This window comes from Burkholderia territorii (assembly GCF_902833055.1).
GTDB lineage: Bacteria > Pseudomonadota > Gammaproteobacteria > Burkholderiales > Burkholderiaceae > Burkholderia > Burkholderia territorii.
The window spans coordinates 48713-72866 of the sequence record NZ_CADFEJ010000016.1; the positions used below are offsets into that span (position 1 = coordinate 48713).

Sequence of the window (24154 nt, forward strand, 5' to 3'; positions counted from 1 at the left end):
GTCCACGATTCCCCATGACGTCTTCCCTGTCCCGCCCGAGCGGCCGCCGCGCCGACGAACTGCGCAAGGTCGCCCTCACGCGCCATTACACGAAACATGCCGAAGGCTCGGTACTCGTCGAATTCGGCGATACCAAGGTGATCTGCACCGCGAGCGTCGCCGAACGCGTGCCCGAATTCCTGCGTGATCGCGGCCAGGGCTGGCTGACCGCGGAATACGGGATGCTGCCGCGCGCGACGCACACGCGCAGCGACCGTGAAGCCGCGCGCGGCAAGCAGACGGGCCGCACGCAGGAAATTCAGCGCCTGATCGGCCGCGCGCTGCGCGCGGTGTTCGATCTCGAGGCGCTCGGCCCGCGCACGATTCACATCGACTGCGACGTGATCCAGGCCGACGGCGGCACGCGCACGGCCAGCATCACCGGCGCGTTCGTCGCCGCGCACGACGCCGTGTCGAAGCTGATCGCGGCCGGCAAGCTCGCGCGCTCGCCGATCACCGATCACGTCGCCGCGATCTCGGTCGGCGTGTACGAAGGCGCGCCGGTGCTCGACCTCGACTACGCGGAAGACTCGCGCTGCGACACCGACATGAACGTCGTGATGACGGGTGCCGGCGGCTTCGTCGAAGTCCAGGGCACCGCCGAGGGCGTGCCGTTCTCGCGCGACGAGATGAACGCGCTGCTCGACCTCGCGCAAAGCGGAATCGGCCAGCTCGTGCAGCTGCAGAAAGACGTGCTGGGCGCCGGCCATGTCTGACGATCGCACCGTCGCGCCGCTGTCGCGCATCGTGCTCGCGTCGAACAACGCGGGCAAGCTGCGCGAGTTCACCGCGCTGTTCTCGACGGTCGGCATTGAGATCGTGCCGCAGGGCGAGCTGGCCGTGCCGGAGGCGGAAGAGCCGTTCGGCACGTTCATCGAGAACGCGCTGACAAAAGCGCGCCATGCGTCGCGGCTCACCGGGCTGCCGGCGATCGCCGACGATTCGGGCCTGTGCGTGCGCGCGCTGCGCGGCGCGCCGGGCGTCTATTCGGCGCGCTACGCCCAGCGCGCGGGCGGCGCCAAGGGCGACGCGGCGAACAACGCGTACCTCGTCGAGCAGCTGCGCGGCGTCCACGACCGGCGCGCATACTATTGCTGCGTGCTCGCGCTGGTGCGCCATGCGGACGATCCCGAGCCGCTGTTTGCCGAAGGCCGCTGGGAAGGCGAGATCGTCGACACGCCGCGCGGCGAGCACGGATTCGGCTACGACCCGTATTTTTACCTGCCGTCGCTCGGCGCGACGGCGGCCGAACTCGAGCCGGCCATGAAGAACACGCACAGCCATCGCGCGCTCGCATTGAAGGCGTTGCTCGCGCGGCTCGCGGAGGAACCGGCATGATCGTCCTCGTCACGCATTCGCAACCGGAGGCCGCATGAGCCAGGCGGCGGAAACCGGCGCGCGCGTCGTCGCGACCTTCACGTCGCCCGGGCAGGTAAAGCTCACGTCGCTGCCGCCTCTCGCGCTGTACGTGCATTTTCCGTGGTGCGTGCGCAAGTGCCCGTACTGCGATTTCAACTCGCACGAGTGGAAAGGCGAGCGGTTTCCGGAAACCGAGTACCTCGACGCGCTGCGCGCCGATCTCGAACAGGCGCTTCCGCTCGTCTGGGGGCGGCAGGTGCATACGGTGTTCATCGGCGGCGGCACGCCGAGCCTGCTGTCCGCGGCCGGTCTCGACCGGCTGCTGTCCGACGTGCGCGCACTGCTGCCGCTCGATGCCGACGCCGAGATCACGCTCGAAGCGAACCCGGGCACGTTCGAGGCCGCGAAGTTCGCGCAGTTTCGTGCGAGCGGCGTGAATCGCCTGTCGGTCGGCATCCAGAGCTTCAACGAAGGCCATCTGAAAGCGCTCGGCCGCATTCACGACACCGCGCAGGCACGCGCGGCCGTCGAGATCGCCGCGAAGACGTTCGACAACTTCAACCTCGACCTGATGTTCGCGCTGCCGAACCAGACACTCGACGAATGCCGGGCCGACATCGAGACGGCGCTGTCGTTCGCACCGCCACATCTGTCGCTGTATCACCTGACGCTCGAACCGAACACGCTGTTCGCGAAGTTTCCGCCCGCAGTGCCCGACGACGACGCGTCGGCCGACATGCAGGAATGGATCCACGCGCGCACGGCCGAGGCCGGTTACGGCCGCTACGAAGTGTCCGCGTACGCGAAGCCGAATCATCAGTGCAAGCACAACCTGAACTACTGGCGCTTCGGCGACTATCTCGGGATCGGCGCGGGTGCGCACACGAAGCTGTCGTTCCCGAACCGGATCCTGCGCCAGGCACGCTACAAGCATCCGGCCACCTTCATCGAACAGGCGATGGCCGGCACGCCGGTGCAGGAAGAGCGTGAAGTCGGTGCGCGCGACCTGCCGTTCGAGTTCATGCTGAACACGCTGCGGCTCGTCGAAGGCTTCCCCGTGCACAGCTTTGTCGAACGCACGGGTTTGCCGATCAGCACGATCGAGCCGGCACTCAGGGAAGCGGAGCGGCGCGGACTGATCACGCGCGATTTTGCGCAGATCGCGCCGACGCCGCTTGGCCAACGGTTCCTCAACGACTTGCAGGAATTGTTCCTGCGCGACGATTGAAGCCGAACGAGGCGGCATTTCGGTTACAATGCCGCCTCGTGTGGAAGCGTGGCCGAGCGGTTTAAGGCACCGGTCTTGAAAACCGGCGACGGGAAACTGTCCGTGAGTTCGAATCTCACCGCTTCCGCCAGGAAGTTCGCCAAACCCCGTCCATTCATCGAATGACGGGGTTTTTGTTTGTCCGCCGCGCGCCACGCACGGTGCCCGCCCAACGGGCCGACGCATCTCGCGCGATGCCGTTACAATCCGGCGCTCCGATTCGCGAAACGGGAAACCACGTCATGAAGCCCTTCATCGCCTCGTCGCTCATCGCCCTGCTGGCCGCCGTCGGCACGCACGCGGCGGCCGCCGATTCCGCCTCCGGCACCGACGCGCAAACGCCTTCGTGCGCGATCGCGTACGTGAAGGGCGTCGGCGGCTCGCCGCGCAGCCTGCGCGAATATCTCGCGAGCCCGACGCCGTACAACTACCTGAAGGAAAACGAGATCCAGTGCAAGGTGTCGGATGACGGGCGCGCATCGAACTGCACCGGCGTGACCTACATCCGCAACGAGCAGGTCAGCGTCTACGACGATTCCGACCCGGCCACGCTGACGGTGGTCGCGCCGGTGGAGCTCGAGCATGGCGAGAAATATCCCGTGATCCTCGTGGTGCAGCGCAAGGATGCGCGCTGCACGCGGTAACGCTCGATACGGTACGCCCGCCGGGCACACTCAGGGCGCGCGCGAGCCTCACGAGCGGGCTCGCCATCGCCTAGAATTCGATCAGCACGGCGACACGACCGCCGCCGCGACTCGATGCCGCGCGCACCATCCTTGCGCGCGGCACACGGAGACCGCCATGACCGAACTGTCGACAGCGCCGGATCACGTCGATTACGAAGGCTTCGAGATCCATGTGGTGCCGGGTCTCGCGCCCGGCAGCGAATCGCGTTACACCTATACCGGATATGTGTGCCATCCCGGCGTGAATCCCGCGCTGCCCGATCATGCGGTGCCCTTCCACGCCGACGGGGAGGAAAGCTTCGCGAGCGTCGACGAAGCGGTTCGGGAAGCCGTGCACATCGGCAAGACGATCATCGACGGCACGCATCCGGACCTGTCCGTTCTGTCGCTCGTGACGCACGGCTACTGAGCGGGCCGGTCGGATCACCTCGACCGCCGTCGCGTACGGCGCGCGTATGCATGTCGCGCCGCGCCGTCACATGTCACGTCACTTCGCGACACGTGTCGAGCGGGCCGCCGATCGCCATCATCCGCGAATCGCCACGTCGCGCATCGCGCACTATGCGTTTCTCCCGATAACAGGTCGCGCCCGGACGCCTATCATTTTTTTATAGTCACCCTCCGGCACTTCCCCATGTCCCCTGTTCCCCACCCGGGCGCGAGCCGGCTGCGTGTTGCCGCGCTGATCGCCGCCTCGTTGCTTGCCGCCTGCACCATCACGCCGCCGCCGTCGCTGCGCTCGGTGCTGACGATCCCGTCCGCCATCCGCAGTGCGAATCGCGATCAGTACCGCGTGGAAGTCGCGCGGTGCGTCGCCGAGCACAACCCGTCCGGCGTCTCGCACGGCACGCCGCAGGCGATGCTGCGCTCGCTCGTCGTCGTCGCATTCACCGTCGATGGCAGCGGCCGCCTCGTCAACGCTTCCGTCTATCGCAGCAACGGCGACAGCGAAGCGGAAGGACTCGCGCTCGCGTCGCTGCGCCGCTCCGCGCCGCTGCCGCCGCCACCGTCGAAACTGCTGGACGGCAATGGCCGGCTCGAAATGATGGAAGGCTGGCTGTTCAACGACGACGGCCGTTTCCAGCTGCAAAGCACCGCATCCGCGCAGGCGCAATCGATCGACTGAGCCCGCGCCCGCCCGCGATTGTCGCTATGTCGCGGCGCTGGCTATAATTTTCCGCAATCGCGCGGCTACCCGCCCGCGCGCGCGTTCGCGCGCCGCACCCGGCATGCGAATCGACCACGCCGACAGCGGGCCGCGGCGACCTGTCCGCTGCCTCGTCGACCGGCGAGCGACGTTCGTGCCATGATGCGTCGACGCCGCCACCGCATCATCCGCCGGCTGCTCTCTTTCGGCAGGCGTCCACCTGCCCGCCGGAGCGCACGCCCGGTCGAATGCCCCAACGACAAAACGGAGACATCCATGTCCGCATCTCCCCCGGCCGTTGCACACGCAACCGGTTCGGCCGGCGCCGTCAGCCACCGACGCATCGTGCTCGCGAGCTTCATCGGCACCGCGATCGAGTTCTACGACTTCTATGTGTACGCAACCGCCGCGGCACTCGTCATCGGCCCCGTGTTCTTCCCGCACGGCTCCGCGACCGCACAGGCGCTGTCCGCCTTCGTCACGTTCGGCATCGCGTTCATCGCGCGGCCGATCGGCTCGTTCCTGTTCGGCCACTTCGGCGACCGCATCGGCCGCAAGTCGACGCTCGTCGCGTCGCTGCTCGTCATGGGCGTATCCACCACCGCGATCGGCTTCGTGCCCGGCTACGACACGATCGGCGCACTCGCGCCCGTGCTGCTCTGCGTGTTGCGCTTCGGCCAGGGCATCGGCCTCGGCGGCGAATGGGGCGGCGCGGCGCTGCTCGCGACCGAGCATGCGCCACAAGGCAAGCGCGGCTGGTTCGGGATGTTCCCGCAGCTTGGCCCGTCGGTCGGCTTCCTGATGTCGAACGGGCTGTTCTTCGCGCTCGCGCTGTCGCTGTCCGACGAGCAGTTCCGAAGCTGGGGCTGGCGCATCCCGTTCCTCGTCAGCGCCGTGCTCGTCGCGCTCGGCCTGTACGTGCGATTGAAGATCACCGAGACACCGGCGTTCCAGGCCGCACTCGAGCGCAACGAACGTGTGCGCGTGCCGGTCGCGACGCTCGTCTCGCAACACTGGCAGCCCACGTTGCTCGGCGCGCTCGCGATGGTGGTCTGCTACACGCTGTTCTACATCTCGACGGTGTTCTCGCTGTCGTACGGCGTGTCGACGCTGCATATTCCGCGCCAGAGCTTCCTCGGCCTGCTGTGCTTCGCCGTCGTGTTCATGGGGCTCGCGACGCCGCTGTCGGCGTGGGCGTCGGATCGCTTCGGCCGCAAGCCGGTGCTGGTCGTCGGCGCGATCGCCGCACTGCTCTCCGGCTTCGCGATGGAGCCGCTGCTCGGCAGCGGATCGATGCCGCTCGTCGCGCTGTTCCTGACGCTCGAGCTGTTCCTGATGGGCGTGACGTTCGCGCCGATGGGCGCGCTGCTGCCCGAGTTGTTCCCGACCAACGTCCGTTATACGGGCGCAGGCGTCGCGTACAACCTCGGAGGGATCCTCGGCGCATCGATCGCACCGTACATCGCACAGTTGCTCGCCGCGCGCGGCGGCCTGTCGTGGGTCGGCGGATACGTGTCGGTCGCGGCGGCGATCAGCCTGATCGGCGTGCTGCTGATGCGCGAGACCCGCGACGCATCGCTCCTCTGAGCCTCCGGGGCGCCCCGGGTTGTGCGGCGGCCGGCGCTGCCTATACTCGATCCGGGGGCGCGCTCGCGTGCCCCCGGATCCCTCCCCGAAGGAGCCGCCGCGATGAATATCCACCTCGGCAACGCCGACCTCGTCATGATCCTGGCGCTCGCGCTGGGTAGCGCCCTGCTGCTCGCGGCACGCTTCCGGCCGAAAACGTGGCGCGGCCTGCTGTTCGAGGCGCTGCTCGCCAACCTGGCCGCCATCGCCGCGGTAGTCACCGTCGAAGCGCTGCTCGCCTGAACCTGCCGGCCGCGCCTTCGCGGCGGAGCCCGTTCAAGTCGATAGCGGGCCTGTCCACGCGCTAGGCCGTCAGCCGCGCGCGCTGCGCGCCATAGGCCGGCCCGACCGCATCGATCGCGTCGAGCGCCTGCGCCACCGAGGGTGGCACGCCGGGCTCGCCGATCGACAGTGCATTCGGTGCGCCGCCGATGCCGCAATGGTGGCGCGAGGTCGCGACGAAAATCATCACGGTCGGCCGCTGCAGCGCATGCGCCATGTGCACGAACCCGGTGTCCACGCCCACGACGAGCGCCGCCCGGCCGATGGCCGCGCCGAGTTCGCGCACCGACATCGCGGGCAGCACGATCGCGCCTGGCGCGCGCGCGGCTATGTCCTGCGCATCGTCGTGTTCGGCCGGCGATCCCCAGGGCAACAGCACGCGCACGCCGCGCGCCATCATCCGGATGGCCAGCGCGGCCCAGTCATCGGTCGGCCATTTCTTGTCCGGATTGGACGTTGCGTGGAACAGCAGCATGAACGGCGCGCCGTCGGTCACGGCCGGCGGCAGGCTCGCAACCTGCGGCGGGACGATCCCGTACGCGGCGATGCCTTCGGGCACATAGCCCAGCGCCTCGCCGGCGCTCACGCGCATCCCGTGCCAGGCGTCGCAGTCCGGTCGCGGGCCGAAGCGATGCGAGTACGCGAAACGGGCGCCCGTCTCGCCGAGATCCTGCGTCTGATAACCGACGCGGCGTGCGGCGCGCGCGAGTGCAGAGATGATCGCGCTCTTGTAGACGCCGTGCAAATCGATGACGGCATCGTAGCGATGCGTGCGCAGCGCGCCGATCGACGCGGAGATCGCCTTCAGGTCGCCGCCGTTGCGCAGCTTCTTGAACCGCCGCAGCGGCGCGCAGAGCACCTCGCTCACGCCCGGATGCCAACGCACGACCTCCGCGCAAGATTCGTCCACGGCCCAGTCGACCTTCACGCCCGGGAAGGCGCGATGGAGGTCCGCGACGACGGGCAGCGTCTGGACGACGTCGCCGAGCGACGTCACTTTCACGATGAGGATGCGTTTCACGTTCGTTCTGATGAATGGCTGGCCATTTCGCCATGCTAACGATGCTTGTGGTGCGCAAACATTACGTCAACATTACATTTGCAACAAAATGCGACGCTTGTGTAGATATTTGTCGAGCCCCGGACACAGCCGGTTCTTTTTATAATGCTTCCTTTGCCCTCCCGGCCCGCTGCCGATGCCCCGCCCCGCCCTCCCCGCACTCCCTGCGCTTTTTCCCGCCCTCACCCGCCGCTCGATGCGGATCTGGCGCCAGTACGGCGTATTCTGGCTCGGCGCGATCGCGGTCGGTCTCGCGGCCGTGCTGTACGCGCGGCTGATCGACTGGGGCTACGATACCTTCCGCACGATGCGCGAGCACGCCGCGTGGCTGCCGCTGCTGCTCACGCCGTCGATCGCCGCGGCGTCGGTATGGCTCACGCGGCGCTTCTTCCGCGGCGCCGAGGGCAGCGGGATCCCGCAGGTGATCGCGACACTGCATGCGAGCCCGAGCGCATTCGGCGCGCGGCTGCTGACGCTGCGCATCCTGTTCGGCAAGGTTCTGATCTCGTTCCTGGGAATCCTCGGCGGCTTCACGATCGGCCGCGAAGGCCCGACCGTGCAGGTCGGCGCGGCGCTGATGTTCAACCTGCGGCGCTTCTACCCGCGCTCGAACGCGCAGATCGAACGGCAACTTGTGCTCGCCGGCGCGGCGGCCGGCCTGTCGGCGGCATTCAATACGCCGCTCGCCGGGATCGTGTTCGCGATCGAGGAGCTGACCCGCAGCTTCTCCGCCCGCGCCAGCGGCGTGCTGATCACCGCGATCATTCTCGCCGGTGTCGTCGCATTGGGCCTGAACGGCAACTACACGTACTTCGGCACGATCGACGCCGGCAAGCATTTTCCGAAGATGCTTGCGGTCGCCGTGCTCGTCACCGCGATCGTGACGGGCATCGCGGGCGGCCTGTTCAGCTGGCTGCTGCTCAATACGGGCCGTTGGCTGCCCGCGCGCCTGCTCGGCCTGTATCGCGAACGCCCGATCGCGTTCGCGGCGCTGTGCGGCTTCGTGATCGCGCTCGTCGGCCTCGTATCGGGCGGGACGACGTTCGGCAGCGGCTACGCGGAAGCGCGCGGCCTGCTCGACGGCCATGAGCGGCTGTCGGTGCTTTATCCGTTCCTGAAGATGGTGTCGATGGTCGCGTCTTACCTGCCGGGCATCCCGGGCGGGATCTTCGCGCCTTCGCTGTCGATCGGCGCCGGGTTCGGCAACCTGCTGCATCTTGTGTTCGGCGACCTGAGCCTGCCAATGCTGATCGCGCTCGCGATGGTCGGCTACCTCGCGGCGGTCACGCAGTCGCCGATCACGTCGTTCGTGATCGTGATGGAGATGATCAACGGTCACGCGCTCGTGATTTCGCTGATGGCAACCGCACTGGTGTCGAGCCGCATGGCGCGTTTCTTCGCGCCGCCGCTCTACGAAACACTCGCCGAGCGCTATCTCGCGCCGCCCGCGGCTGCCGCCGAGCCCGCAGCGGCACCGGCTGCCGCGGCCGGTGTCGTGGCGCCGCAGGATGCGGCGGCCGCACCCGCCGATCCGCTCGACACGCTGCGCGAGCAGGACGATGGCGAGCCGGAAGCCGCGGCGGCCGGCAACGTCGCCACGCACGCGCCGGCGACGCCGAACGAGCGCGGCCCGTCAGGAGCCGGTGCGAGCGGCCCGGCGCACACGGACCCGCGTGATCCTCAGTAGATCACCACCGGCGCCGGCCGGTAGTAGACGGGCCGGGCCGGCACCACGACACAGCCGGCGAGCGTGATCGCGACGAGCGCGATGGCAATGGCGGTTCGCTTCATCGCACGCCTCCCGTCAGGCCCAGTGGCCACGTGTCCAGAACCAGTTCGGGCCGCGCTGATCCCAGTGGCCCGGCACCCAGTGCATGCCGATGCGCTCGGTTTCCCAGTGGCCGCCGATCCACACGTAGCGGCCATGATCCCAGTGCCAGTGCCCGCGCTCCCACACATAACCCACGCGCGCGGCGGGCACGACCTCGTAGCGCACGGGCGGCGGCGCATTCGGCGCGATGACGACGACTTCCTCGACCGGCGCGGCCACCGGTTCGGCGACGACCATGCGGCCCGACTGCACCATCATCGGCGCACCGACGAGAATCTCGTCCGCGCGTGCGGCAAGCGGCGCGGCGACGGCCGACAAGCCCGCGGCGAGCAGCGCGAGCGAAACGATACGACGTCGAACGGTAGAGACAGCCATGACAACCTCCTGATTGACAAATGACGCGAGCGTATTCGTTCAATGCGGGAGGTCGGCCAACGGCCGACAGACGCCGTGTTACGGCGCGCCCGAAAGTGCAACAGGGCGTAAGACGCGCACGACGGCATGCGCCGTCGTGCGGAGGGACAACCAGGAATCAGGCTTGCGGAATCTCGATCTTCACTTCGAGGACTTCGAGATCGTCCTGGCGCTCAAGGCTCACGCGGATGTCATCGTTCGAAATATGCACGTACTTCGAGATGACCGCGACGAGCTCCTTCTGCAGCGCCGGCAGATAATCGGCCGGCGGCCGGCCGCCGACCCGCTCGTGCGCGATGATGAGCTGCAGGCGCTCCTTCGCGACCGATGCGGACTTCTTCTTCTCGCCGAGGAGAAACGAAAGGATGGACATGGGCGGCCTCCGTTACTTGCTGCCGAAGAGGCGCTGCAGCAGGCCCGGCTTCTGGTAATCGGTGAAGCGCAGCGGCTTGTCCTCGCCGAGGAAACGGGCGACGACGTCCTTGTACGCTTCCGCAACGTCGGTGCCGTCGATATGCACGGCCGGCAGCCCCTGGTTCGATGCGTGCAGCACGGCTTCCGACTCCGGCACCACGCCGATCAGCTTGATGCGCAGGATCTCGCTGATGTCCTCGAGCGAGAGCATTTCGCCTTCGCTCACGCGCTTCGGGCTGTAGCGCGTGATCAGCAGGTGTTCCTTGATCGGCTCCTTGCCTTCGGTCGCGCGCTTGGTCTTCGACGACAGGATGCCGAGAATGCGGTCCGAGTCGCGCACCGACGACACTTCCGGGTTCGTGACGATCAGCGCTTCGTCCGCGAAGTACATCGCGTGCAGCGCGCCCGCCTCGATACCGGCCGGCGAATCGCAGACGATGTATTCGAAGTCCATCGCAACCAGGTCGTTCAGCACCTTCTCGACGCCTTCACGCGTGAGCGCATCCTTGTCGCGCGTCTGCGACGCCGGCAGGATGAACAGGTTCTCGCACTTCTTGTCCTTGATCAGCGCCTGGTTCAGGTTCGCTTCGCCCTGGATCACGTTGACGAGGTCGTACACCACGCGACGCTCGCAGCCCATGATGAGATCGAGGTTGCGCAGGCCGACGTCGAAGTCGATCACGGCCGTCTTGTGGCCGCGCAGCGCGAGGCCGGACGCGAAGCTCGCGCTGGTCGTCGTCTTGCCCACGCCGCCCTTGCCCGAAGTCACCACGATGATTTTTGCCATTTACCCAATACCCTGTGTTCGTCAATGAGAGCCGATCGATCCGGAGCGTACCGCGTGAATCACGTCAGGCGCAGCGGTTCGATCATCAGTTTTTCCTCTTCGAGCCGGATCTGCACCGATTTGCCCAGTATGTCGGCGGGCAACGGGTTCTCGGTCGTTCGATAGATACCCGCGATCGAAATCAGTTCCGGCTCCAGACACGTGCAGAAAATGCGCGCGTCGTGATTGCCGTGCACACCCGCGAGTGCGCGGCCGCGCAACGGCGCGTAGATGTGGATGTTGCCTTCCGCGATGATCTCGGCGCCGTGACTGACCGGCGCCAGCACCACGAGGTCTCCTTTCGCGTAAATCTGCTGCCCCGAACGCAGCGGCCGATCGATCACCAGCGTCTGGCCACCGGCCGCAACCGGCGTCGGCGCCGCTGGCTCCGGTGCCGGTTCGGCCGCCACGGCCGCAGCTGCGGCAGCGGCCGGCGCCTGCTCTGCGTCCTCGGCCGGCTTCGCGGCCGGCGCGCGGCGGTCGCGCGCCTCGAGCAGCGGCAGGCCGGCTTCCGCCGCCCAGCCCTGCGTGGCGAGCGCGACGACGCCCACCGGGCGCATCCGCACGTCGTTCAGCATCTGGCGGATGTCGGCAAGTGCGACGCGTTCGTCGCCCTCGAGGCGGCGGACGTCGATCGCGACGACATCATCGGCAAAAAACTCGGGAGTCGCTTCGAAGCGCTTGACCAGTTCGGCACGCAACGCATCGAGATCGGTCGTCTTCACGGTGAACAGCAACGTATCGACCGATCCGCTGCGCAGCTCGAAGAATGGCGATTTTTTAAGCGACATGGACACTCTGCAAAAATTTTTTGCGTATTTTACAGGCGTCCACGCGTGCGGCCATTATTTTTGGGGAACCGGGCGGCGACGGGCGTGGCGAGCGCACGCCGGCGGGCGGGTGGCCGGACGGCCGACGGGCCACGATCGCGCCGTGCGGCCCGCGCATGCATGCTCAGGGCGTGTCGACGTGCGACACGAACAACGACTTCATCGCGCCGGGCATCCGTGCGATCGGCGCATGCTCGCCCGTGTTGCCGAAACCCGCGCGTTCGTAAAACCGGATCGCGTTGCGGTTCGCATCGGCGATCCACGCATAGACGTCCTGCGCGCCGCGTTCGGCCAGCCACGCGGTGGCGGTCTCGAGCAGCAGCACGCCGCCGCGCAGGTGGCGGACCGCATGAGCGACCCACAGCTCGCTGACGAACGCGCGCCGCTCGGGCGTATTGTCGAAATATGCGCCGATCATGCCGGCCGGATGGCCCTCGGTGTACAGCAGGAAAGTCGTCGACTCGTCGGATTCGGCGCGCAGCGCGGCGACGGCCGCCGCTGCGTCGGAATCGACGTTCAGCAATTCGGCCTCCGGCGCTTCGCCGGGCGCGTAGGGCTCGCGCAGCGATGCGGCGCGGAGTTCGCGATACACGCCGCCCTGGTCGGCAGCGATACGACGAACGGTCAAGGTCGAACTCATGCAGGCACAGCCCCCTTCGGACAGCAAGCTATTAGCTTCAACCGAAAGCGGGGCATGAGTCAAATCGTTATTTTCAAATGGCAGCGCCGATCGAAAGGCAACCGATGTCGCGCATGCGCCGGTGTGCAGGTGCAGCATCGATGCATCGACCGGGGACTGCGCATGCAACGCGGCCTGCAAGATCCGACGCGCAGCCCCGCCCGCCTTGCCGTTCATGCGCCCTCACGCGGCAAGTGTGCTGCATTTCGCCTTCGACACCGTAATGGTTCGTTACATATGGATGCGAAAGAACCGCGCAGCCGCACGGCGTCGCCCTAAACCTGCTGCATCGCAACATTCGTTGCGAGTTTCGCCGACGGATGCACGCATGTGTCATCCCGGCCATTCATCTGACAACAACGCCCACCGACAGACCGATCGGCGCGAGCGTGCCCTGTTTCAATCACCGCGTGCCAGCCCTTCCCGACCGGCGTCATGGGCAGCCGACCGTTTGGAGTTGCGCGCCTAGCGCGCGGGTTTGGAAAGCGTGCGCGACGGTCGTATAACTGGCACAACCGGACGACCGATCCGGTGCCGCGGACCCGCGACGATTCGAACGACGACAAACGCGTCACCCGGCCGCCGCGCCCGCACGCGCGGGCGCTGGCCCAACAAGGAGGAAGACAATGGCAATGACCGACGCATCGGCCTCGGGCTGGTCGGATGGCAAACGTTATCTGTGGCTGCTCGGCGCGGTGACGATCACGCTGCCGATCCTGTCGGCCCAGCTCGCACTGTCGACGGGCCTTCACGTGTTCTGGTGGTTCGGCCCGCTGTTCGCGTTCGGCGTGATCCCGATCCTCGATACGCTGATCGGCGACGATCGCGACAATCCGCCCGAAGCCGTGGTTCCGCAACTCGAACGCGAGCGCTACTACCGCTACATCGTCTATCTCGCGACGCTGGTCGAATATGTCGCGTTCTTCATGTGCGTGTGGATCGTCGGCACGCATGCGCTCGCGTGGTACGACTACGTCGGCTTCGCGCTGTCGCTCGGCGCCGCGACGGGCATCTCGATCAACACCGCGCACGAACTCGGCCACAAGACCAGCCGCTTCGAGCGCTGGCTCGCGAAAGTCACGCTCGCGCCGGTCGCGTACGGGCACTTCTTCGTCGAGCACAACCGCGGCCATCACGTGCGCGTCGCGACCGCCGAGGATCCGGCGAGTGCGCGCTACGGCGAATCGTTCTGGGCATTCCTGCCGCGCACGGTGACGGGCAGCATCCACTCGGCGTGGCGTCTCGAGAAGGCTCGCCTGGAGCGCCTCGGACATTCGCCATGGACCTGGCGTAACGAAGTGCTGCACGCATGGGCGATGACCGTCGTCGTATGGGGCGTCGCGATCGCGATGGCCGGCAAGGTCGTGATTCCGTTCCTCGTGATCCAGGCCGCGTACGGCGCGTCGCTGCTCGAAGTCGTCAACTATGTCGAACACTACGGGCTCGGCCGCCGCAAGCTGCCGAGCGGCCGCTACGAACGCTGCACGCCGCAGCATTCGTGGAACAGCAATCACGTCGTCACCAACCTGTTCCTGTACCAGTTGCAGCGGCACGCCGACCACCACGCGAACCCGACGCGCTCGTACCAGGCGCTGCGCCACTTCGACGACTCGCCGCAACTGCCGGCCGGCTACGCGACGATGATCCTGTTCGCGTATGTGCCGCCGCTCTGGTATCGCGTGATGAATCCGCGTGTCGTCGCGCATTACGGCGGCAACATGGCGCAATCGAACATCAAGCCGTCGATCCGCGCTCGCGTGCTCGCCCAATATTCCGCCGCGGCGTGATGCTGCACGGCGCGGTCGCGGTCGCGGTCGCGGTCGCGGTCGCGGTCGCGGTCGCGGTCGCGGTCGCGGTCGCGGTCGCGGTCGGCAATATCGTCACGCGGCCTGCGGCAGCCTGAACACGGCGACCGCGTTTCGCAACGCGCTCGCCTGCTCCGCCAGCGCCTGCGTCGCGGCCGACGCCTGCTCGACCAGCGCCGCGTTGCGCTGCGTCGCTTCGTCCATCTGGGAGACCGCGACATTCACCTGCTGGATGCCGCCGCTCTGCTCCTGCGATGCGGACGAAATCTCACCGACGATCGACGTGACCCGCTGCACCGCACCGACGATCTCGTGGATCGATTCGCCCGCGCGCGCGATCAGCACGGCACCTTCGTCGACCCGCCGCGTCGATTGCTCGATCAGCGCCTTGATCTCCTTCGCGGCGGCCGCGCTGCGCTGCGCGAGCGTGCGCACCTCCGACGCGACCACCGCGAAGCCGCGCCCCTGCTCGCCCGCACGCGCCGCCTCGACGGCCGCGTTCAGCGCGAGGATGTTGGTCTGGAACGCGATGCTGTCGATGACCGCGATGATCTCGCCGACCTTCGCCGAGCTGGAGGCAATCCCGTTCATCGTGTCGACGGCGTCGGTCATCACGCCGCCGCCCACGGATGCGATTTCCGATGCGTCCCGCGCCAGCTGCGCCGCGTGCTGCGCGTGTTCGGCCGACTGGCGCACGATACCCGTCAGTTCGGTCATGCTCGCCGCGGTTTCCTCGATCGACGCGGCCTGTGCCTCGGTGCGCGACGACAGGTCGTGATTGCCCGCCGCGATCTGCGCACTCGCGGTCGCGACGGCTTCGGCGTGCGTGCGCACCTCGAGTACGACGCCCGACAGGCTCGCCTGCATCGTCCGCAGCGCGCGCAGCAGATCGGCGATCTCGTCGCGACCGGCCGCGTCGACGTCGCGCGTGAGGTCGCCGCCGGCTACCGCCTGCGCACAGGCCACCGCGCGATCGAGCGGCCGCAGGATCGCGCGGCTGAACAGGAACGCGCCGATCATCGCGATGCCGAGCACGATCAGCATCAGCACGACGCTCGCCGCGGTGGCGTGGCTCGCATCGCGGCTCGCTTGCGCCGACACGGTGGCGCTCTCGTCGGCGATGCGCTTCGCCGCGCGCTCGAGCAGCGCGGCGGGTGCGCGGTCGACGCCCGCGACGGCCGCATCCCCGGCCGTCGGCTCGAAGCCGGCGGCCTTGAACGCGTCGAACCCGCGCCGGTAGCCGTCACCCATCGCCGCATGCGCGCGCATGAACTGCTCGACGAGCGTACGGCTCTCGCCGGGCGGCAACTGGTTCACGAGTTGCGCGGCGAGCGTATCGACCGTGCGCTCGCGCGTCTGGAATGCCTGCCAGTACTTGTCGAGCTTGTCGGGCTGCTTGCCGCGCAGCAGCGTGTCCTTCCATTCCTGGACCTGCAGCTTGAACTGCACCAGCGTCGCCGACACGAGCCGTTCGTCGGCGACACGGGTCTGCACGTCGTTCGCGAACGTGTCGATCGAGCGGTTGAGGATGCGGATGCCGTACAGCGCGCCGCAGAACATCAGCAGCAGCGCGAGGGCGAATGCGAGGGGAATCTTGTAGCTCAGCTTCATGGGACCTTGAATCGACGGGAAACGACGACAGCGCAAAAGGCGCTTGCCGCCGTTCACTGTTAACGGCGCGCGAAGCGAAGGCTGAAGCAGGACGACGGCAGCGGGAATCCGGCGGGGGCCGCGACGCAGACGGCGATCCGGCAACGACGAGAACCGGAGCGCCCGCAAGCGAATGCCGGCAGGTAGGTTGCGACTCTGGCGTCGCGCAATCAGGTCGGGCTTGCCGCGTGCGGTCCGGCCGCCTCGGCTGGGCGCCGCGCGGCCGTCCAGCGACGCACCGCGGCGATCGACAGCGCGCCGCACACGATTCCGGCGATCACGTCGGCGAGGTAGTGACCGCCCTGGGTCGGCGTCGACGCGATCATCGCCGCATTCAGCACGATCGCGGCCGCGAACACGTAGCGGACATGCCGCAGCGCGTAGGCGAACAGCAGCGCCAGCATCACGTGAAACGACGGCAACGACACGAGCCCCTGCACATCGGCCAGATTCAGTTGACGGAACTGCCCGCTGCGCAACAGGCCGTAGTGCGTCACCGTCGACGCGGTTCCCGGATCGGTGATGCCGAAATGGACGAATGCGCTGGCGGCGGGCAACGGCGTGGAGACGAGCACGGCCACGATCACCGCGAACATGAATTGCACGACGAACTCGGCAAGATCGTCGACGCGACGGACCGCCGCGAGGATGAACGGCACCGCGAGCAGTTGCAGCATGCCGCTGCGATACGCGAGATCGAGCACACGGTGCAGGCCGGGGCGCGCCGTCACCCATCGATACACATCCGGCCAATGGAAACCGAGCATCGCATCGAAGCGGACGAGATGGCTTTCGATCGAAGGCGGCCCGATCGCCACGCAAAGATAGTCGAGCACCGCGACGGCCGCGCAGAGCGTTGCGAGCAGCGCCACGCTCAGTAGCGCGAACGCGAATTCGCGGCAGCGCAGCGCGCGCGTGATGTCGCGATAGCGGCCCACCCGGGACAGCAGGGCGAGGACCGCGCTTGCGCCGAACCCGAACGCAACGCGCCGCGCGAATTCGACGACGCTTCCCCGATTCACGACCCAGTCGGTTTGCATCACGCACATGCCGGCGGCAAGCGCTGTCAGCAATACAACCCCGGTCAGCATCCCCCAGATTCGCGTGGTCGCTTTCATCGTGTTTTTTTCGCGGTTCGTGTGGCCGGCTCCTGCGCCTGCACGCTATCGTACATCGTCGTCGATGCAGCAGCGTTCACTTGCGCGCGACCCAAACGAAAAACCCCGTGATCCTTGCGAATCACGGGGCTTCGTATTTTGGCGGAGAGGGTGGGATTCGAACCCACGGTACGGGGAAACCGTACGCCTGATTTCGAGTCAGGTACATTCGACCACTCTGCCACCTCTCCTTCCTTCCTGCTTCATTTCCCGGTTGGTCGTGTCCGGGAAAGAAAAGATTATAGAACGATCTCTTTGAAACTCACAAGCCCTTTTTGCAAATTTTTTTGCGGAGCCTTCGGAGACCGATCGCGGAGCGACCTCACGACGCCTGTGCAGGCGCTTCGATTCGCTCCATGCCGCCCATGTACGGGCGCAGTGCCTCCGGCACGGTGACCGACCCGTCGGCATTCTGGTAGTTCTCCAGCACGGCGACGAGCGTGCGGCCGACCGCGAGGCCGGAACCGTTCAGCGTATGCACGAGCTCGGGCTTGCCCTGCGCGTTGCGGAAGCGTGCCTGCATGCGGCGCGCCTGGAACGCCTCGGTGTTCGAGCAGCTCGAGATCTCGCGATAAGTGTTCTGCGCGGGCAGCCATACTTCAAGGTCGAACGTCTTCGCGGCCGAAAAGCCCATGTCGCCCGTGCAAAGCGTGATCACGCGGTACGGCAGGCCGAGCTTCTGCAGGATCGCTTCCGCGTGGCCGACCATTTCGTCGAGTGCCGCATACGAAGCGTCCGGCGCGACGACCTGCACCATCTCGACCTTGTCGAACTGGTGCTGGCGGATCATGCCGCGCGTGTCGCGGCCGTACGAACCGGCTTCCGAGCGGAAGCACGGCGAATGCGCGGTCAGCTTGATCGGCAGCGCGGTGCCTTCGACGATCGATTCGCGCACGGTGTTCGTCAGCGAAATTTCGGACGTCGAGATCAGATACTGCGTGATCGTGTTTTCGGCGCCGCCCTTCTCGACACGGAACATGTCGTCGGCGAACTTCGGCAGCTGGCCGGTGCCGTACAGGATTTCCGGGTTCACGATGTACGGCGTGTACGCCTCGGTGTAGCCGTGCTGCAGCGTGTGCGTGTCGATCATGAACTGCGCGAGCGCGCGGTGCAGCCGTGCGATCGGACCGCGCAGCATCGTGAAGCGCGCGCCGGCGAGCTTCGCGCCGGTTTCGAAATCGAGGCCGAGCGGCGTGCCGACGTCGACGTGATCCTTCACCTCGAAGTCGAACTCGCGCGGCGTGCCCCAGCGGCGCACTTCCACGTTGTCGGCTTCGTCCTTGCCGACCGGCACGCTTTCGTGCGCGATGTTCGGCATGCCCAGCATCAGGTCGGACAGGCGCGCCTGGATCTCGCCGAGCTTGGCCTCCGACGCCTTCATCTCGTCGCCGATTCCGCCGACTTCGGCCATGACGGCCGACGTATCCTCGCCCTTGCCCTTCATCGCGCCGATCTGCTTCGACAGGCTGTTACGGCGCGCCTGGAGCTCTTCGGTACGGGTCTGGATCGCGCGGCGTTCCGCTTCGAGGGCGGAGAACGCGGCGACGTCGAGGGTGTAGCCGCGATCGGCGAGGCGCTTGGCGACGCCGTCGAGGTCTTTGCGCAGCAACTGGATGTCGAGCATGGGAGGACTTGGAAAATCGTTGTGTAAGACGGGAATTCTAACGCACCGCGAGGCCGCCACGGCATTGGCCGAACGGACAGCGCCGCAAATGCGCGACGCGCGTGGCAGTATCGCATTGCCGGGCCGCGTGCCGGCAGAAGGCGAAACGCATTGCGCGGCGCGGCTGAACAGCGAGCGGAAGCCGACCAGGCCGTGCACGTCCCGGCAGGCAACGCCCCCGCGCCGCATCACCATCACCCGAGGGAACCCGATGGCCATCGAACTGGACAAGGACGTCCGCGACCGCGCGATCGCGTCGCTGCAACGCTATTTCACGGAGAACATGGACGAGCCGATCGGCAACATCCAGGCCGGCGCGCTGCTGCACTTCTTCGTCGAGGAAATCGCGCCGGCCGTCTACAACCTCGCGATTGCCGACGCACAGGAGCGCCTGCACGCACGAGTCGCCGAACTCGACATCGACTGCCACGCCGAGCCGTTCGAGTACTGGAAGAAACAGCCGGGCCGCAGGCGCTGAGCACCCGCGGGCAGCGAACGGCCGGTCAGTCCTTCTTGCCGGCCTCGCGATCGAGCTCGCGCAGCCACGCGAGCTTGTCGGCGATCTTCGATTCGAGCCCGCGCGGCACCGGCTTGTACCAGCGCGGCTCGCGCATTCCTTCCGGCAGGTACGACTCGCCGGCCGCATAGGCATTCGGCTCGTCGTGCGCGTAGCGATACGCGTGACCGTAGCCGAGTTCCTTCATCAGCTTGGTCGGCGCATTGCGCAGATGCACGGGGACCTCGCGCGACTTGTCCTGCTTCACGAACGCCATCGCCTGGTTGAACGCGTTGTAGCCCGCGTTGCTCTTCGCCGCGCACGCGAGATAGATCACCGCCTGCCCGAGCGCGAGCTCGCCTTCGGGCGAGCCCAGCCGCTCGTAGGTCTCGGCCGCGTCGTTCGCCACCTGCAGCGCGCGCGGGTCGGCGAGGCCGATGTCTTCCCACGCCATCCGCACGATCCGGCGCGCGAGATATTTCGGATCCGCGCCGCCGTCGAGCATCCGGCAGAACCAGTACAGCGCGCCGTCCGGGCTCGAACCGCGCACCGACTTGTGCAGCGCCGAGATCTGATCGTAGAAATTGTCGCCGCCCTTGTCGAAGCGCCGCGCGTTCAGCGTCATCGCGCTGCTGACGAAATCGGCGTCGATGGTCGTGACCCCGGCGGACGATGCGGCCGTCTGCGCCTGCTCGAGCAGGTTCAGGAAGCGCCGCGCGTCGCCGTCGGCGTAACCGATGAGCGTATCGATCGCCTTGTCGTCGAACGCGAGGCCGTCGAGCGCGATGTCCTGCGCGCGCTTGAGCAGCTGACGCATCTCGTCGTCGTTCAGCGACTGCAGCACGTACACCTGCGCGCGCGACAGCAGCGCCGAGTTGACTTCGAAGCTCGGGTTTTCGGTCGTCGCGCCGATGAAGGTCACGAGCCCCGACTCGACGAACGGCAGCAGCGCATCCTGCTGCCCCTTGTTGAAGCGGTGGATTTCGTCGACGAACAGGATCGTATGGCGGCCGGTGCGGTTCAGCGTGTCCTTCGCCTGCTCCATCGCCTCGCGGATGTCCTTCACGCCGCCGAGCACCGCCGACAGCGCGATGAACTCGCAGTCGAACGCGAGCGCGGTGAGGCGCGCAAGCGTCGTCTTGCCGACGCCGGGCGGCCCCCAAAGGATCATCGAATGCGGCTTGCCGGACTCGAACGCGAGCCGCAGCGGCTTGCCTTCGCCGAGCAGATGCGTCTGGCCAATTACCTCGGCGAGCGTCTTCGGCCGCAGCGCCTCGGCGAGCGGCCGGCGCGGCTCGACTTGAAACAGGTCGGACATGAACCCTCGCTCCAGATCAAACGATGGCGGCCGAACCGGCCGCCGGACCCGACATTATGACAGCCGCACGACGGCACCGCCGGTGCGGGCCGCCGCAGGCGAGGCCGGTGATCGCGCGCGGGGCCCGCGCCCGGTGCCCGCGCCCGGTGCCCGCGCCCGGTGCCCGCGCCTGGTACCCGCGTCCGGTACCCGCGCCTGGTGCCCGCGTCCGGTGCCCGCGCCCCCAAACAACACGGGCCTGCCGTCGCCGGCAGGCCCGTGTCGGGAAAGCGTGCAGCGCAGATCAGCCTGTGATCACATCCGCGCCCTTCGGCACGACGAACTTGAACGCATCGCTCTTCAGCGGCGGATTCGTCTGGATGTTCGTGAAGGTGAGCAGCGTGACGTTGCCGAACACGTCGTGCAGTTCCATCGCGGCGAGCGTGCCGTTGCGGAAGCCGATGCCGATCCGCTGGAATTGCGTGTCCTGCGCCTTCGGCAGCATCTCCAGCCACTCGATGCCGCCCTTCTCGCCCGCATCGCGCAGCGTGTAGTTCTTGTCGAGATCGTTGCTGCCGAACAGGATCGCGGCCGGGCTCGCGCCCAGCGCGCCGTTTAGCTTGCGCTCGGTGACCTGATTGAGGTCGCGGTCGTACACGTAGAGCTTGTCGCCGTCGGCCTGCAGCACCTGCTGGTACGGCTTCTGGTACGTCCAGATGAACTTGCCCGGACGCGAGAACACGAACGTGCCGCTCGAGTTGTCGTTCGGCTTCGGTGCGGCCTGTGCGGCGCTCGCGCCCTTGGCCGGCGCCTTGACGATCTGCTGCGTGAAATCGCCTTTCGCCGAACGCACCTGCGACACGAAGGCCTTCAGTTGCTCGGTGCCGCCCGCGAACGCATGCGTCGCCGCGAGCATCAGCGATGCGCCGGCGAACGCCGCGCCGAGCCAGCGCCGCGTCGAACGAAGGGAAGGAACGAACGAAAGTTGCTGCATGTTGCGGTTTTCTCCCTGGGTGGCCGGCGCTGCGGGCGCCGCGGACTCATTCCGCGTCGCGCGCCGGCACAAGAATTTCGCGGTTGCCGCTCGACGACATCGCCGACACGAGCCCCGACTGTTCCATCTGTTCGAGCAGCCGCGCCGCGCGGTTGTAGCCGATCCGCAAATGGCGCTGCACGAGCGAAATCGACGCGCGGCGGTTCTTGATGACGATCTCGACCGCCTGATCGTACAGCGGATCAGACTCGCCGCCGCCTTCGCCGGTTCCCGCGCCGGCCGAACCCTCGTCGCCGTCGGCGGTGCCGCCCTCGAGCAGCCCTTCGACGTAGTTCGGCTCGCCCTGCTCCTTGAGCTTCTCGACGACGCGATGCACTTCGTCGTCGGCGACGAACGCGCCGTGCACGCGCACCGGCAATCCGGTGCCCGGCGGCAGGTACAGCATGTCGCCCATCCCGAGCAGCGATTCGGCGCCCATCTGGTCGAGAATCGTGCGCGAGTCGATCTTCGACGACACCTGGAACGCGATCCGCGTCGGCACGTTCGCCTTGATCAGGCCGGTGATCACGTCGACCGACGGACGCTGCGTCGCGAGGATCAGGTGGATGCCGGCCGCGCGCGCCTTCTGCGCGATCCGCGCGATCAGTTCCTCGACCTTCTTGCCGACGACCATCATCAGGTCGGCCAGCTCGTCGATCACGACGACGATGTTCGGCAGACGGCCGAGCGGTTCGGGATCGTCCGGCGTCAGGCTGAACGGATTCGGAATCTTTTCCTCGCGCTTCGCCGCTTCGTCGATCTTGTTGTTGTAGCCCGCGAGGTTGCGCACGCCGAGCTTGCTCATCAGCTTGTAGCGGCGCTCCATCTCCGCGACCGTCCAGTTCAGCGCGTGGCCGGCCTGGCGCATGTCGGTGACGACCGGGCACAGCAGGTGCGGAATGCCCTCGTAGACGCTCATTTCGAGCATCTTCGGATCGATCAGGATCAGGCGCACCTGCTCGGCGGTGGCCTTGTAGAGCAGCGACAGGATCATCGCGTTGATCCCGACCGACTTGCCCGAACCGGTCGTGCCGGCGACCAGCAGGTGCGGCATTTTCGCGAGATCCGCGCACACCGGCTTGCCGCCGATGTCCTTGCCGAGGCTCAAGGTCAGCGCCGACGACGCGGCCGCATAGACTTCCGAGCCGATGATTTCGGACAGATGGACCGTCTGGCGGCGCTGGTTCGGCAGCTCGAGCGCCATGTAGTTCTTGCCCGGGATCGTCTCGACCACGCGGATCGACACGAGCGACAGCGAACGCGCGAGATCCTTCGCGAGGTTGACGATCTGGCTGCCCTTCACGCCGGTGGCCGGCTCGATTTCATAGCGCGTGACGACCGGCCCCGGGTACGCGGCGACGACGCTCGCCTCGACACCGAAGTCCTTCAGCTTCTTCTCGATCAGGCGCGACGTGAATTCGAGCGTGTCGGCGGAAATCGCTTCCTGCGTCTTCGGCGCGGGATCGAGCAGCGACACCGGCGGCAGCGTCGAATCGCCCGGCAGGTCGGTAAACAGCGGGACCTGGCGCTCGCGCTCGACGCGCTCGGACTTCGCCGGCGTGACGACCGGCGGCACGATCGTCACCGGCTCGTGATCCTCGATGCGCACGCGCTCCTCTTCAACCTTCCCTTCGCGGCGCACGGCCGCGGCTTCGCCGAGCTTGCGGTCGCGTTCGGCCTCGCGGCGCAGCTTCGCGACGTTGACGGCGGACAGGATCGCACCGCCGACGCGCTCGGCGACCGACAGCCACGAGAAACGGAAATACAGCGACAGGCCGATCGCGAGCAGGATCAGCAGCAGCAGCGTGCCGCCGGTGAAGCCGAACGCATGCGACATCGCGCCCGCCACCGCCTCGCCGATCACACCGCCCGGCGCGCGCGGCAGCTGCACCTTCAGCGACCACATGCGCAGCGCCTCGATGCCGTCGCACGCGAGCACGACGAGCACGAACGCGAAGATCTCGGTGAGCCAGCCGATCGGCCGCTCGGGTTCGTCGGCGACCGCCTCGTGACGCGTGATGCGCCGGTAGTTGACCGCGATGCGCCGCCCGAGCGGCACGATCAGCCAGTAGGCCGACAGGCCGAACAGCAGCAGGATGATGTCGGCCGTCCATGCGCCGACGCGGCCGGCCCAGTTCGAGATGTGGTCCACCTGCGCGGCGTGCGTCCAGCTCGGATCGCGCCGGCTGTAGCTCAGCAGGGCCATCACCAGAAAAGCGCAGAGCGCGACCTGGAGAATCCAGCGGATCTCCGTGAGGAGCTTCGACATCCGGTGCGGCAACGCCTGTGCCTGGGCGGAATAAGGAGCTTTTGCCATGAATCCGTATAAAGAGGACGGGCCGCACGCCCGCCTGTCGTTCGATCGCGCTTATTGTAAACGCTGCACCGGGCCGTCAAGTGTAAATGACGGTTACATAAGAGGGCCGGGGCGCCCGAAGCGATCGCGGCAACGCTATCGCCGCGATTGAAACTCTCGTTCGGCACCGCAGCAACGGGGCCTTTATAATGCGCGTCTGATACCCATCTATGACGGCATCCCGGTCAACCCGGATCGTACGGCGAGCCTTACCCCGCCCGCCGCGGCCGCCTTTTA

Annotated in this window: 23 protein-coding genes and 2 tRNA genes; 12 read left to right on the forward strand and 13 right to left on the reverse strand. The window is 67.2% G+C overall.

What is annotated here, in order from left to right; genetic code table 11:
• Positions 1-14: 14 nt before the first annotated feature.
• From rph to HW466_RS23360, 9 genes are all read left to right on the forward strand, one after another.
• Positions 15-755, forward strand: a complete 741-nt coding sequence (rph, locus tag HW466_RS23320) for a ribonuclease PH (RefSeq protein ID WP_059448178.1) — start codon at positions 15-17, stop codon at positions 753-755.
• The gene (gene rdgB, locus HW466_RS23325; protein ID WP_151004171.1) at positions 748-1377 is read left to right on the forward strand and encodes an RdgB/HAM1 family non-canonical purine NTP pyrophosphatase; all 630 of its coding nucleotides are present in this window, start codon (positions 748-750) and stop codon (positions 1375-1377) included. The genes rph and rdgB overlap by 8 nt, the downstream gene beginning before the upstream one ends.
• A 34-nt stretch (positions 1378-1411) precedes the next feature.
• Positions 1412-2626 carry a radical SAM family heme chaperone HemW gene (hemW, locus tag HW466_RS23330; protein WP_059448176.1) on the forward strand — a complete coding sequence of 405 codons (1215 nt, stop codon included), beginning with the start codon at positions 1412-1414 and terminating at the stop codon, positions 2624-2626.
• A 42-nt stretch (positions 2627-2668) separates the two neighbouring features.
• Positions 2669-2756 (forward strand) — tRNA-Ser (locus HW466_RS23335).
• Positions 2757-2907: 151 nt separating this feature from the next.
• Complete coding sequence (locus tag HW466_RS23340; protein WP_060258268.1) at positions 2908-3309, forward strand: hypothetical protein; 402 nt, start codon at positions 2908-2910, stop codon at positions 3307-3309.
• 157 nt (positions 3310-3466) lie between these two features.
• Positions 3467-3760 (forward strand): hypothetical protein, encoded by a 294-nt coding sequence (locus HW466_RS23345; protein ID WP_151004169.1) that lies wholly within the window; start codon positions 3467-3469, stop codon positions 3758-3760.
• A gap of 225 nt (positions 3761-3985) precedes the next feature.
• Positions 3986-4477 carry an energy transducer TonB family protein gene (locus HW466_RS23350; protein ID WP_059507117.1) on the forward strand — a complete coding sequence of 164 codons (492 nt, stop codon included), beginning with the start codon at positions 3986-3988 and terminating at the stop codon, positions 4475-4477.
• Positions 4478-4774: 297 nt separating this feature from the next.
• Entirely contained in the window at positions 4775-6085 is a 1311-nt protein-coding gene (locus HW466_RS23355) for an MFS transporter (protein WP_151004165.1), read from the forward strand.
• Positions 6086-6187: 102 nt separating this feature from the next.
• Entirely contained in the window at positions 6188-6367 is a 180-nt protein-coding gene (locus tag HW466_RS23360; RefSeq protein ID WP_059448171.1) for a hypothetical protein, read from the forward strand.
• A gap of 61 nt (positions 6368-6428) precedes the next feature.
• Here HW466_RS23360 and waaC read toward each other — a convergent pair whose 3' ends face one another.
• Positions 6429-7427: a lipopolysaccharide heptosyltransferase I gene (gene waaC / locus HW466_RS23365; protein ID WP_151004163.1), complete on the reverse strand. Its 999-nt coding sequence runs from the start codon at positions 7425-7427 to the stop codon at positions 6429-6431.
• A gap of 175 nt (positions 7428-7602) precedes the next feature.
• Between waaC and HW466_RS23370 the strand changes: the two genes are divergently transcribed.
• Positions 7603-9153 carry a chloride channel protein gene (locus tag HW466_RS23370; protein WP_174905727.1) on the forward strand — a complete coding sequence of 517 codons (1551 nt, stop codon included), beginning with the start codon at positions 7603-7605 and terminating at the stop codon, positions 9151-9153.
• 117 nt (positions 9154-9270) lie between these two features.
• Here HW466_RS23370 and HW466_RS23375 read toward each other — a convergent pair whose 3' ends face one another.
• The 5 genes from HW466_RS23375 to HW466_RS23395 form a co-directional block, all read right to left on the reverse strand.
• A complete protein-coding gene (locus tag HW466_RS23375) occupies positions 9271-9672 on the reverse strand; it encodes a YXWGXW repeat-containing protein (protein WP_060346023.1) in 402 nt (133 codons plus the stop codon).
• A gap of 157 nt (positions 9673-9829) precedes the next feature.
• Positions 9830-10084, reverse strand: a complete 255-nt coding sequence (gene minE / locus HW466_RS23380; protein WP_006486661.1) for a cell division topological specificity factor MinE — start codon at positions 10082-10084, stop codon at positions 9830-9832.
• Between the two features lie 12 nt (positions 10085-10096).
• Positions 10097-10912 (reverse strand): septum site-determining protein MinD, encoded by an 816-nt coding sequence (gene minD / locus HW466_RS23385; RefSeq protein ID WP_059448167.1) that lies wholly within the window; start codon positions 10910-10912, stop codon positions 10097-10099.
• A 59-nt stretch (positions 10913-10971) separates the two neighbouring features.
• Complete coding sequence (gene minC / locus HW466_RS23390) at positions 10972-11742, reverse strand: septum site-determining protein MinC (protein WP_059448166.1); 771 nt, start codon at positions 11740-11742, stop codon at positions 10972-10974.
• 163 nt (positions 11743-11905) lie between these two features.
• Positions 11906-12559, reverse strand: a complete 654-nt coding sequence (locus tag HW466_RS23395; RefSeq protein WP_230940509.1) for a GNAT family N-acetyltransferase — start codon at positions 12557-12559, stop codon at positions 11906-11908.
• A gap of 527 nt (positions 12560-13086) precedes the next feature.
• On the opposite strand from HW466_RS23395, the gene HW466_RS23400 reads away from it, so the two are divergent.
• Entirely contained in the window at positions 13087-14247 is a 1161-nt protein-coding gene (locus tag HW466_RS23400) for an alkane 1-monooxygenase (protein ID WP_151006461.1), read from the forward strand.
• A 93-nt stretch (positions 14248-14340) separates the two neighbouring features.
• Here HW466_RS23400 and HW466_RS23405 read toward each other — a convergent pair whose 3' ends face one another.
• The 4 genes from HW466_RS23405 to serS form a co-directional block, all read right to left on the reverse strand.
• Positions 14341-15876 carry a methyl-accepting chemotaxis protein gene (locus tag HW466_RS23405; RefSeq protein WP_174905726.1) on the reverse strand — a complete coding sequence of 512 codons (1536 nt, stop codon included), beginning with the start codon at positions 15874-15876 and terminating at the stop codon, positions 14341-14343.
• Between the two features lie 209 nt (positions 15877-16085).
• Entirely contained in the window at positions 16086-17033 is a 948-nt protein-coding gene (locus HW466_RS23410) for a phosphatase PAP2 family protein (RefSeq protein WP_239005925.1), read from the reverse strand.
• Between the two features lie 139 nt (positions 17034-17172).
• Positions 17173-17263: transfer RNA gene (locus HW466_RS23415), tRNA-Ser, on the reverse strand.
• 131 nt (positions 17264-17394) lie between these two features.
• Complete coding sequence (serS, locus tag HW466_RS23420; RefSeq protein ID WP_059507111.1) at positions 17395-18696, reverse strand: serine--tRNA ligase; 1302 nt, start codon at positions 18694-18696, stop codon at positions 17395-17397.
• A gap of 250 nt (positions 18697-18946) precedes the next feature.
• On the opposite strand from serS, the gene HW466_RS23425 reads away from it, so the two are divergent.
• The gene (locus HW466_RS23425; protein WP_059448161.1) at positions 18947-19213 is read left to right on the forward strand and encodes a DUF2164 domain-containing protein; all 267 of its coding nucleotides are present in this window, start codon (positions 18947-18949) and stop codon (positions 19211-19213) included.
• 25 nt (positions 19214-19238) lie between these two features.
• On the opposite strand, the gene HW466_RS23430 is transcribed toward HW466_RS23425, so the two are convergent.
• From HW466_RS23430 to HW466_RS23440, 3 genes are all read right to left on the reverse strand, one after another.
• Positions 19239-20549 carry a replication-associated recombination protein A gene (locus HW466_RS23430; protein WP_059800358.1) on the reverse strand — a complete coding sequence of 437 codons (1311 nt, stop codon included), beginning with the start codon at positions 20547-20549 and terminating at the stop codon, positions 19239-19241.
• A gap of 283 nt (positions 20550-20832) precedes the next feature.
• The gene (gene lolA / locus HW466_RS23435; RefSeq protein WP_059467031.1) at positions 20833-21522 is read right to left on the reverse strand and encodes an outer membrane lipoprotein chaperone LolA; all 690 of its coding nucleotides are present in this window, start codon (positions 21520-21522) and stop codon (positions 20833-20835) included.
• A 46-nt stretch (positions 21523-21568) separates the two neighbouring features.
• On the reverse strand, positions 21569-23878 hold the full coding sequence (locus HW466_RS23440; protein WP_059448158.1) for a DNA translocase FtsK: 2310 nt from the start codon (positions 23876-23878) through the stop codon (positions 21569-21571).
• Between the last annotated feature and the right edge of the window lie 276 nt (positions 23879-24154).

Coding starts and splice junctions, on each gene's coding strand:
- hemW (WP_059448176.1), top strand. CDS start 1,412: ATGAGCCAGGCGGCGGAAACCGGCGCGCGCGTCGTCGCGACCTTCACG.
- HW466_RS23405 (WP_174905726.1), bottom strand. CDS start 15,876: ATGAAGCTGAGCTACAAGATTCCCCTCGCATTCGCCCTCGCGCTGCTG.
- minD (WP_059448167.1), bottom strand. CDS start 10,912: ATGGCAAAAATCATCGTGGTGACTTCGGGCAAGGGCGGCGTGGGCAAG.
- HW466_RS23350 (WP_059507117.1), top strand. CDS start 3,986: ATGTCCCCTGTTCCCCACCCGGGCGCGAGCCGGCTGCGTGTTGCCGCG.
- HW466_RS23400 (WP_151006461.1), top strand. CDS start 13,087: ATGGCAATGACCGACGCATCGGCCTCGGGCTGGTCGGATGGCAAACGT.
- HW466_RS23430 (WP_059800358.1), bottom strand. CDS start 20,549: ATGTCCGACCTGTTTCAAGTCGAGCCGCGCCGGCCGCTCGCCGAGGCG.
- HW466_RS23360 (WP_059448171.1), top strand. CDS start 6,188: ATGAATATCCACCTCGGCAACGCCGACCTCGTCATGATCCTGGCGCTC.
- HW466_RS23345 (WP_151004169.1), top strand. CDS start 3,467: ATGACCGAACTGTCGACAGCGCCGGATCACGTCGATTACGAAGGCTTC.
- minE (WP_006486661.1), bottom strand. CDS start 10,084: ATGTCCATCCTTTCGTTTCTCCTCGGCGAGAAGAAGAAGTCCGCATCG.
- HW466_RS23355 (WP_151004165.1), top strand. CDS start 4,775: ATGTCCGCATCTCCCCCGGCCGTTGCACACGCAACCGGTTCGGCCGGC.
- HW466_RS23375 (WP_060346023.1), bottom strand. CDS start 9,672: ATGGCTGTCTCTACCGTTCGACGTCGTATCGTTTCGCTCGCGCTGCTC.
- HW466_RS23395 (WP_230940509.1), bottom strand. CDS start 12,559: ATGCTGCACCTGCACACCGGCGCATGCGCGACATCGGTTGCCTTTCGA.
- lolA (WP_059467031.1), bottom strand. CDS start 21,522: ATGCAGCAACTTTCGTTCGTTCCTTCCCTTCGTTCGACGCGGCGCTGG.
- HW466_RS23340 (WP_060258268.1), top strand. CDS start 2,908: ATGAAGCCCTTCATCGCCTCGTCGCTCATCGCCCTGCTGGCCGCCGTC.
- HW466_RS23370 (WP_174905727.1), top strand. CDS start 7,603: ATGCCCCGCCCCGCCCTCCCCGCACTCCCTGCGCTTTTTCCCGCCCTC.
- HW466_RS23440 (WP_059448158.1), bottom strand. CDS start 23,878: ATGGCAAAAGCTCCTTATTCCGCCCAGGCACAGGCGTTGCCGCACCGG.
- HW466_RS23410 (WP_239005925.1), bottom strand. CDS start 17,033: ATGAAAGCGACCACGCGAATCTGGGGGATGCTGACCGGGGTTGTATTG.
- rdgB (WP_151004171.1), top strand. CDS start 748: ATGTCTGACGATCGCACCGTCGCGCCGCTGTCGCGCATCGTGCTCGCG.
- serS (WP_059507111.1), bottom strand. CDS start 18,696: ATGCTCGACATCCAGTTGCTGCGCAAAGACCTCGACGGCGTCGCCAAG.
- minC (WP_059448166.1), bottom strand. CDS start 11,742: ATGTCGCTTAAAAAATCGCCATTCTTCGAGCTGCGCAGCGGATCGGTC.
- HW466_RS23425 (WP_059448161.1), top strand. CDS start 18,947: ATGGCCATCGAACTGGACAAGGACGTCCGCGACCGCGCGATCGCGTCG.
- rph (WP_059448178.1), top strand. CDS start 15: ATGACGTCTTCCCTGTCCCGCCCGAGCGGCCGCCGCGCCGACGAACTG.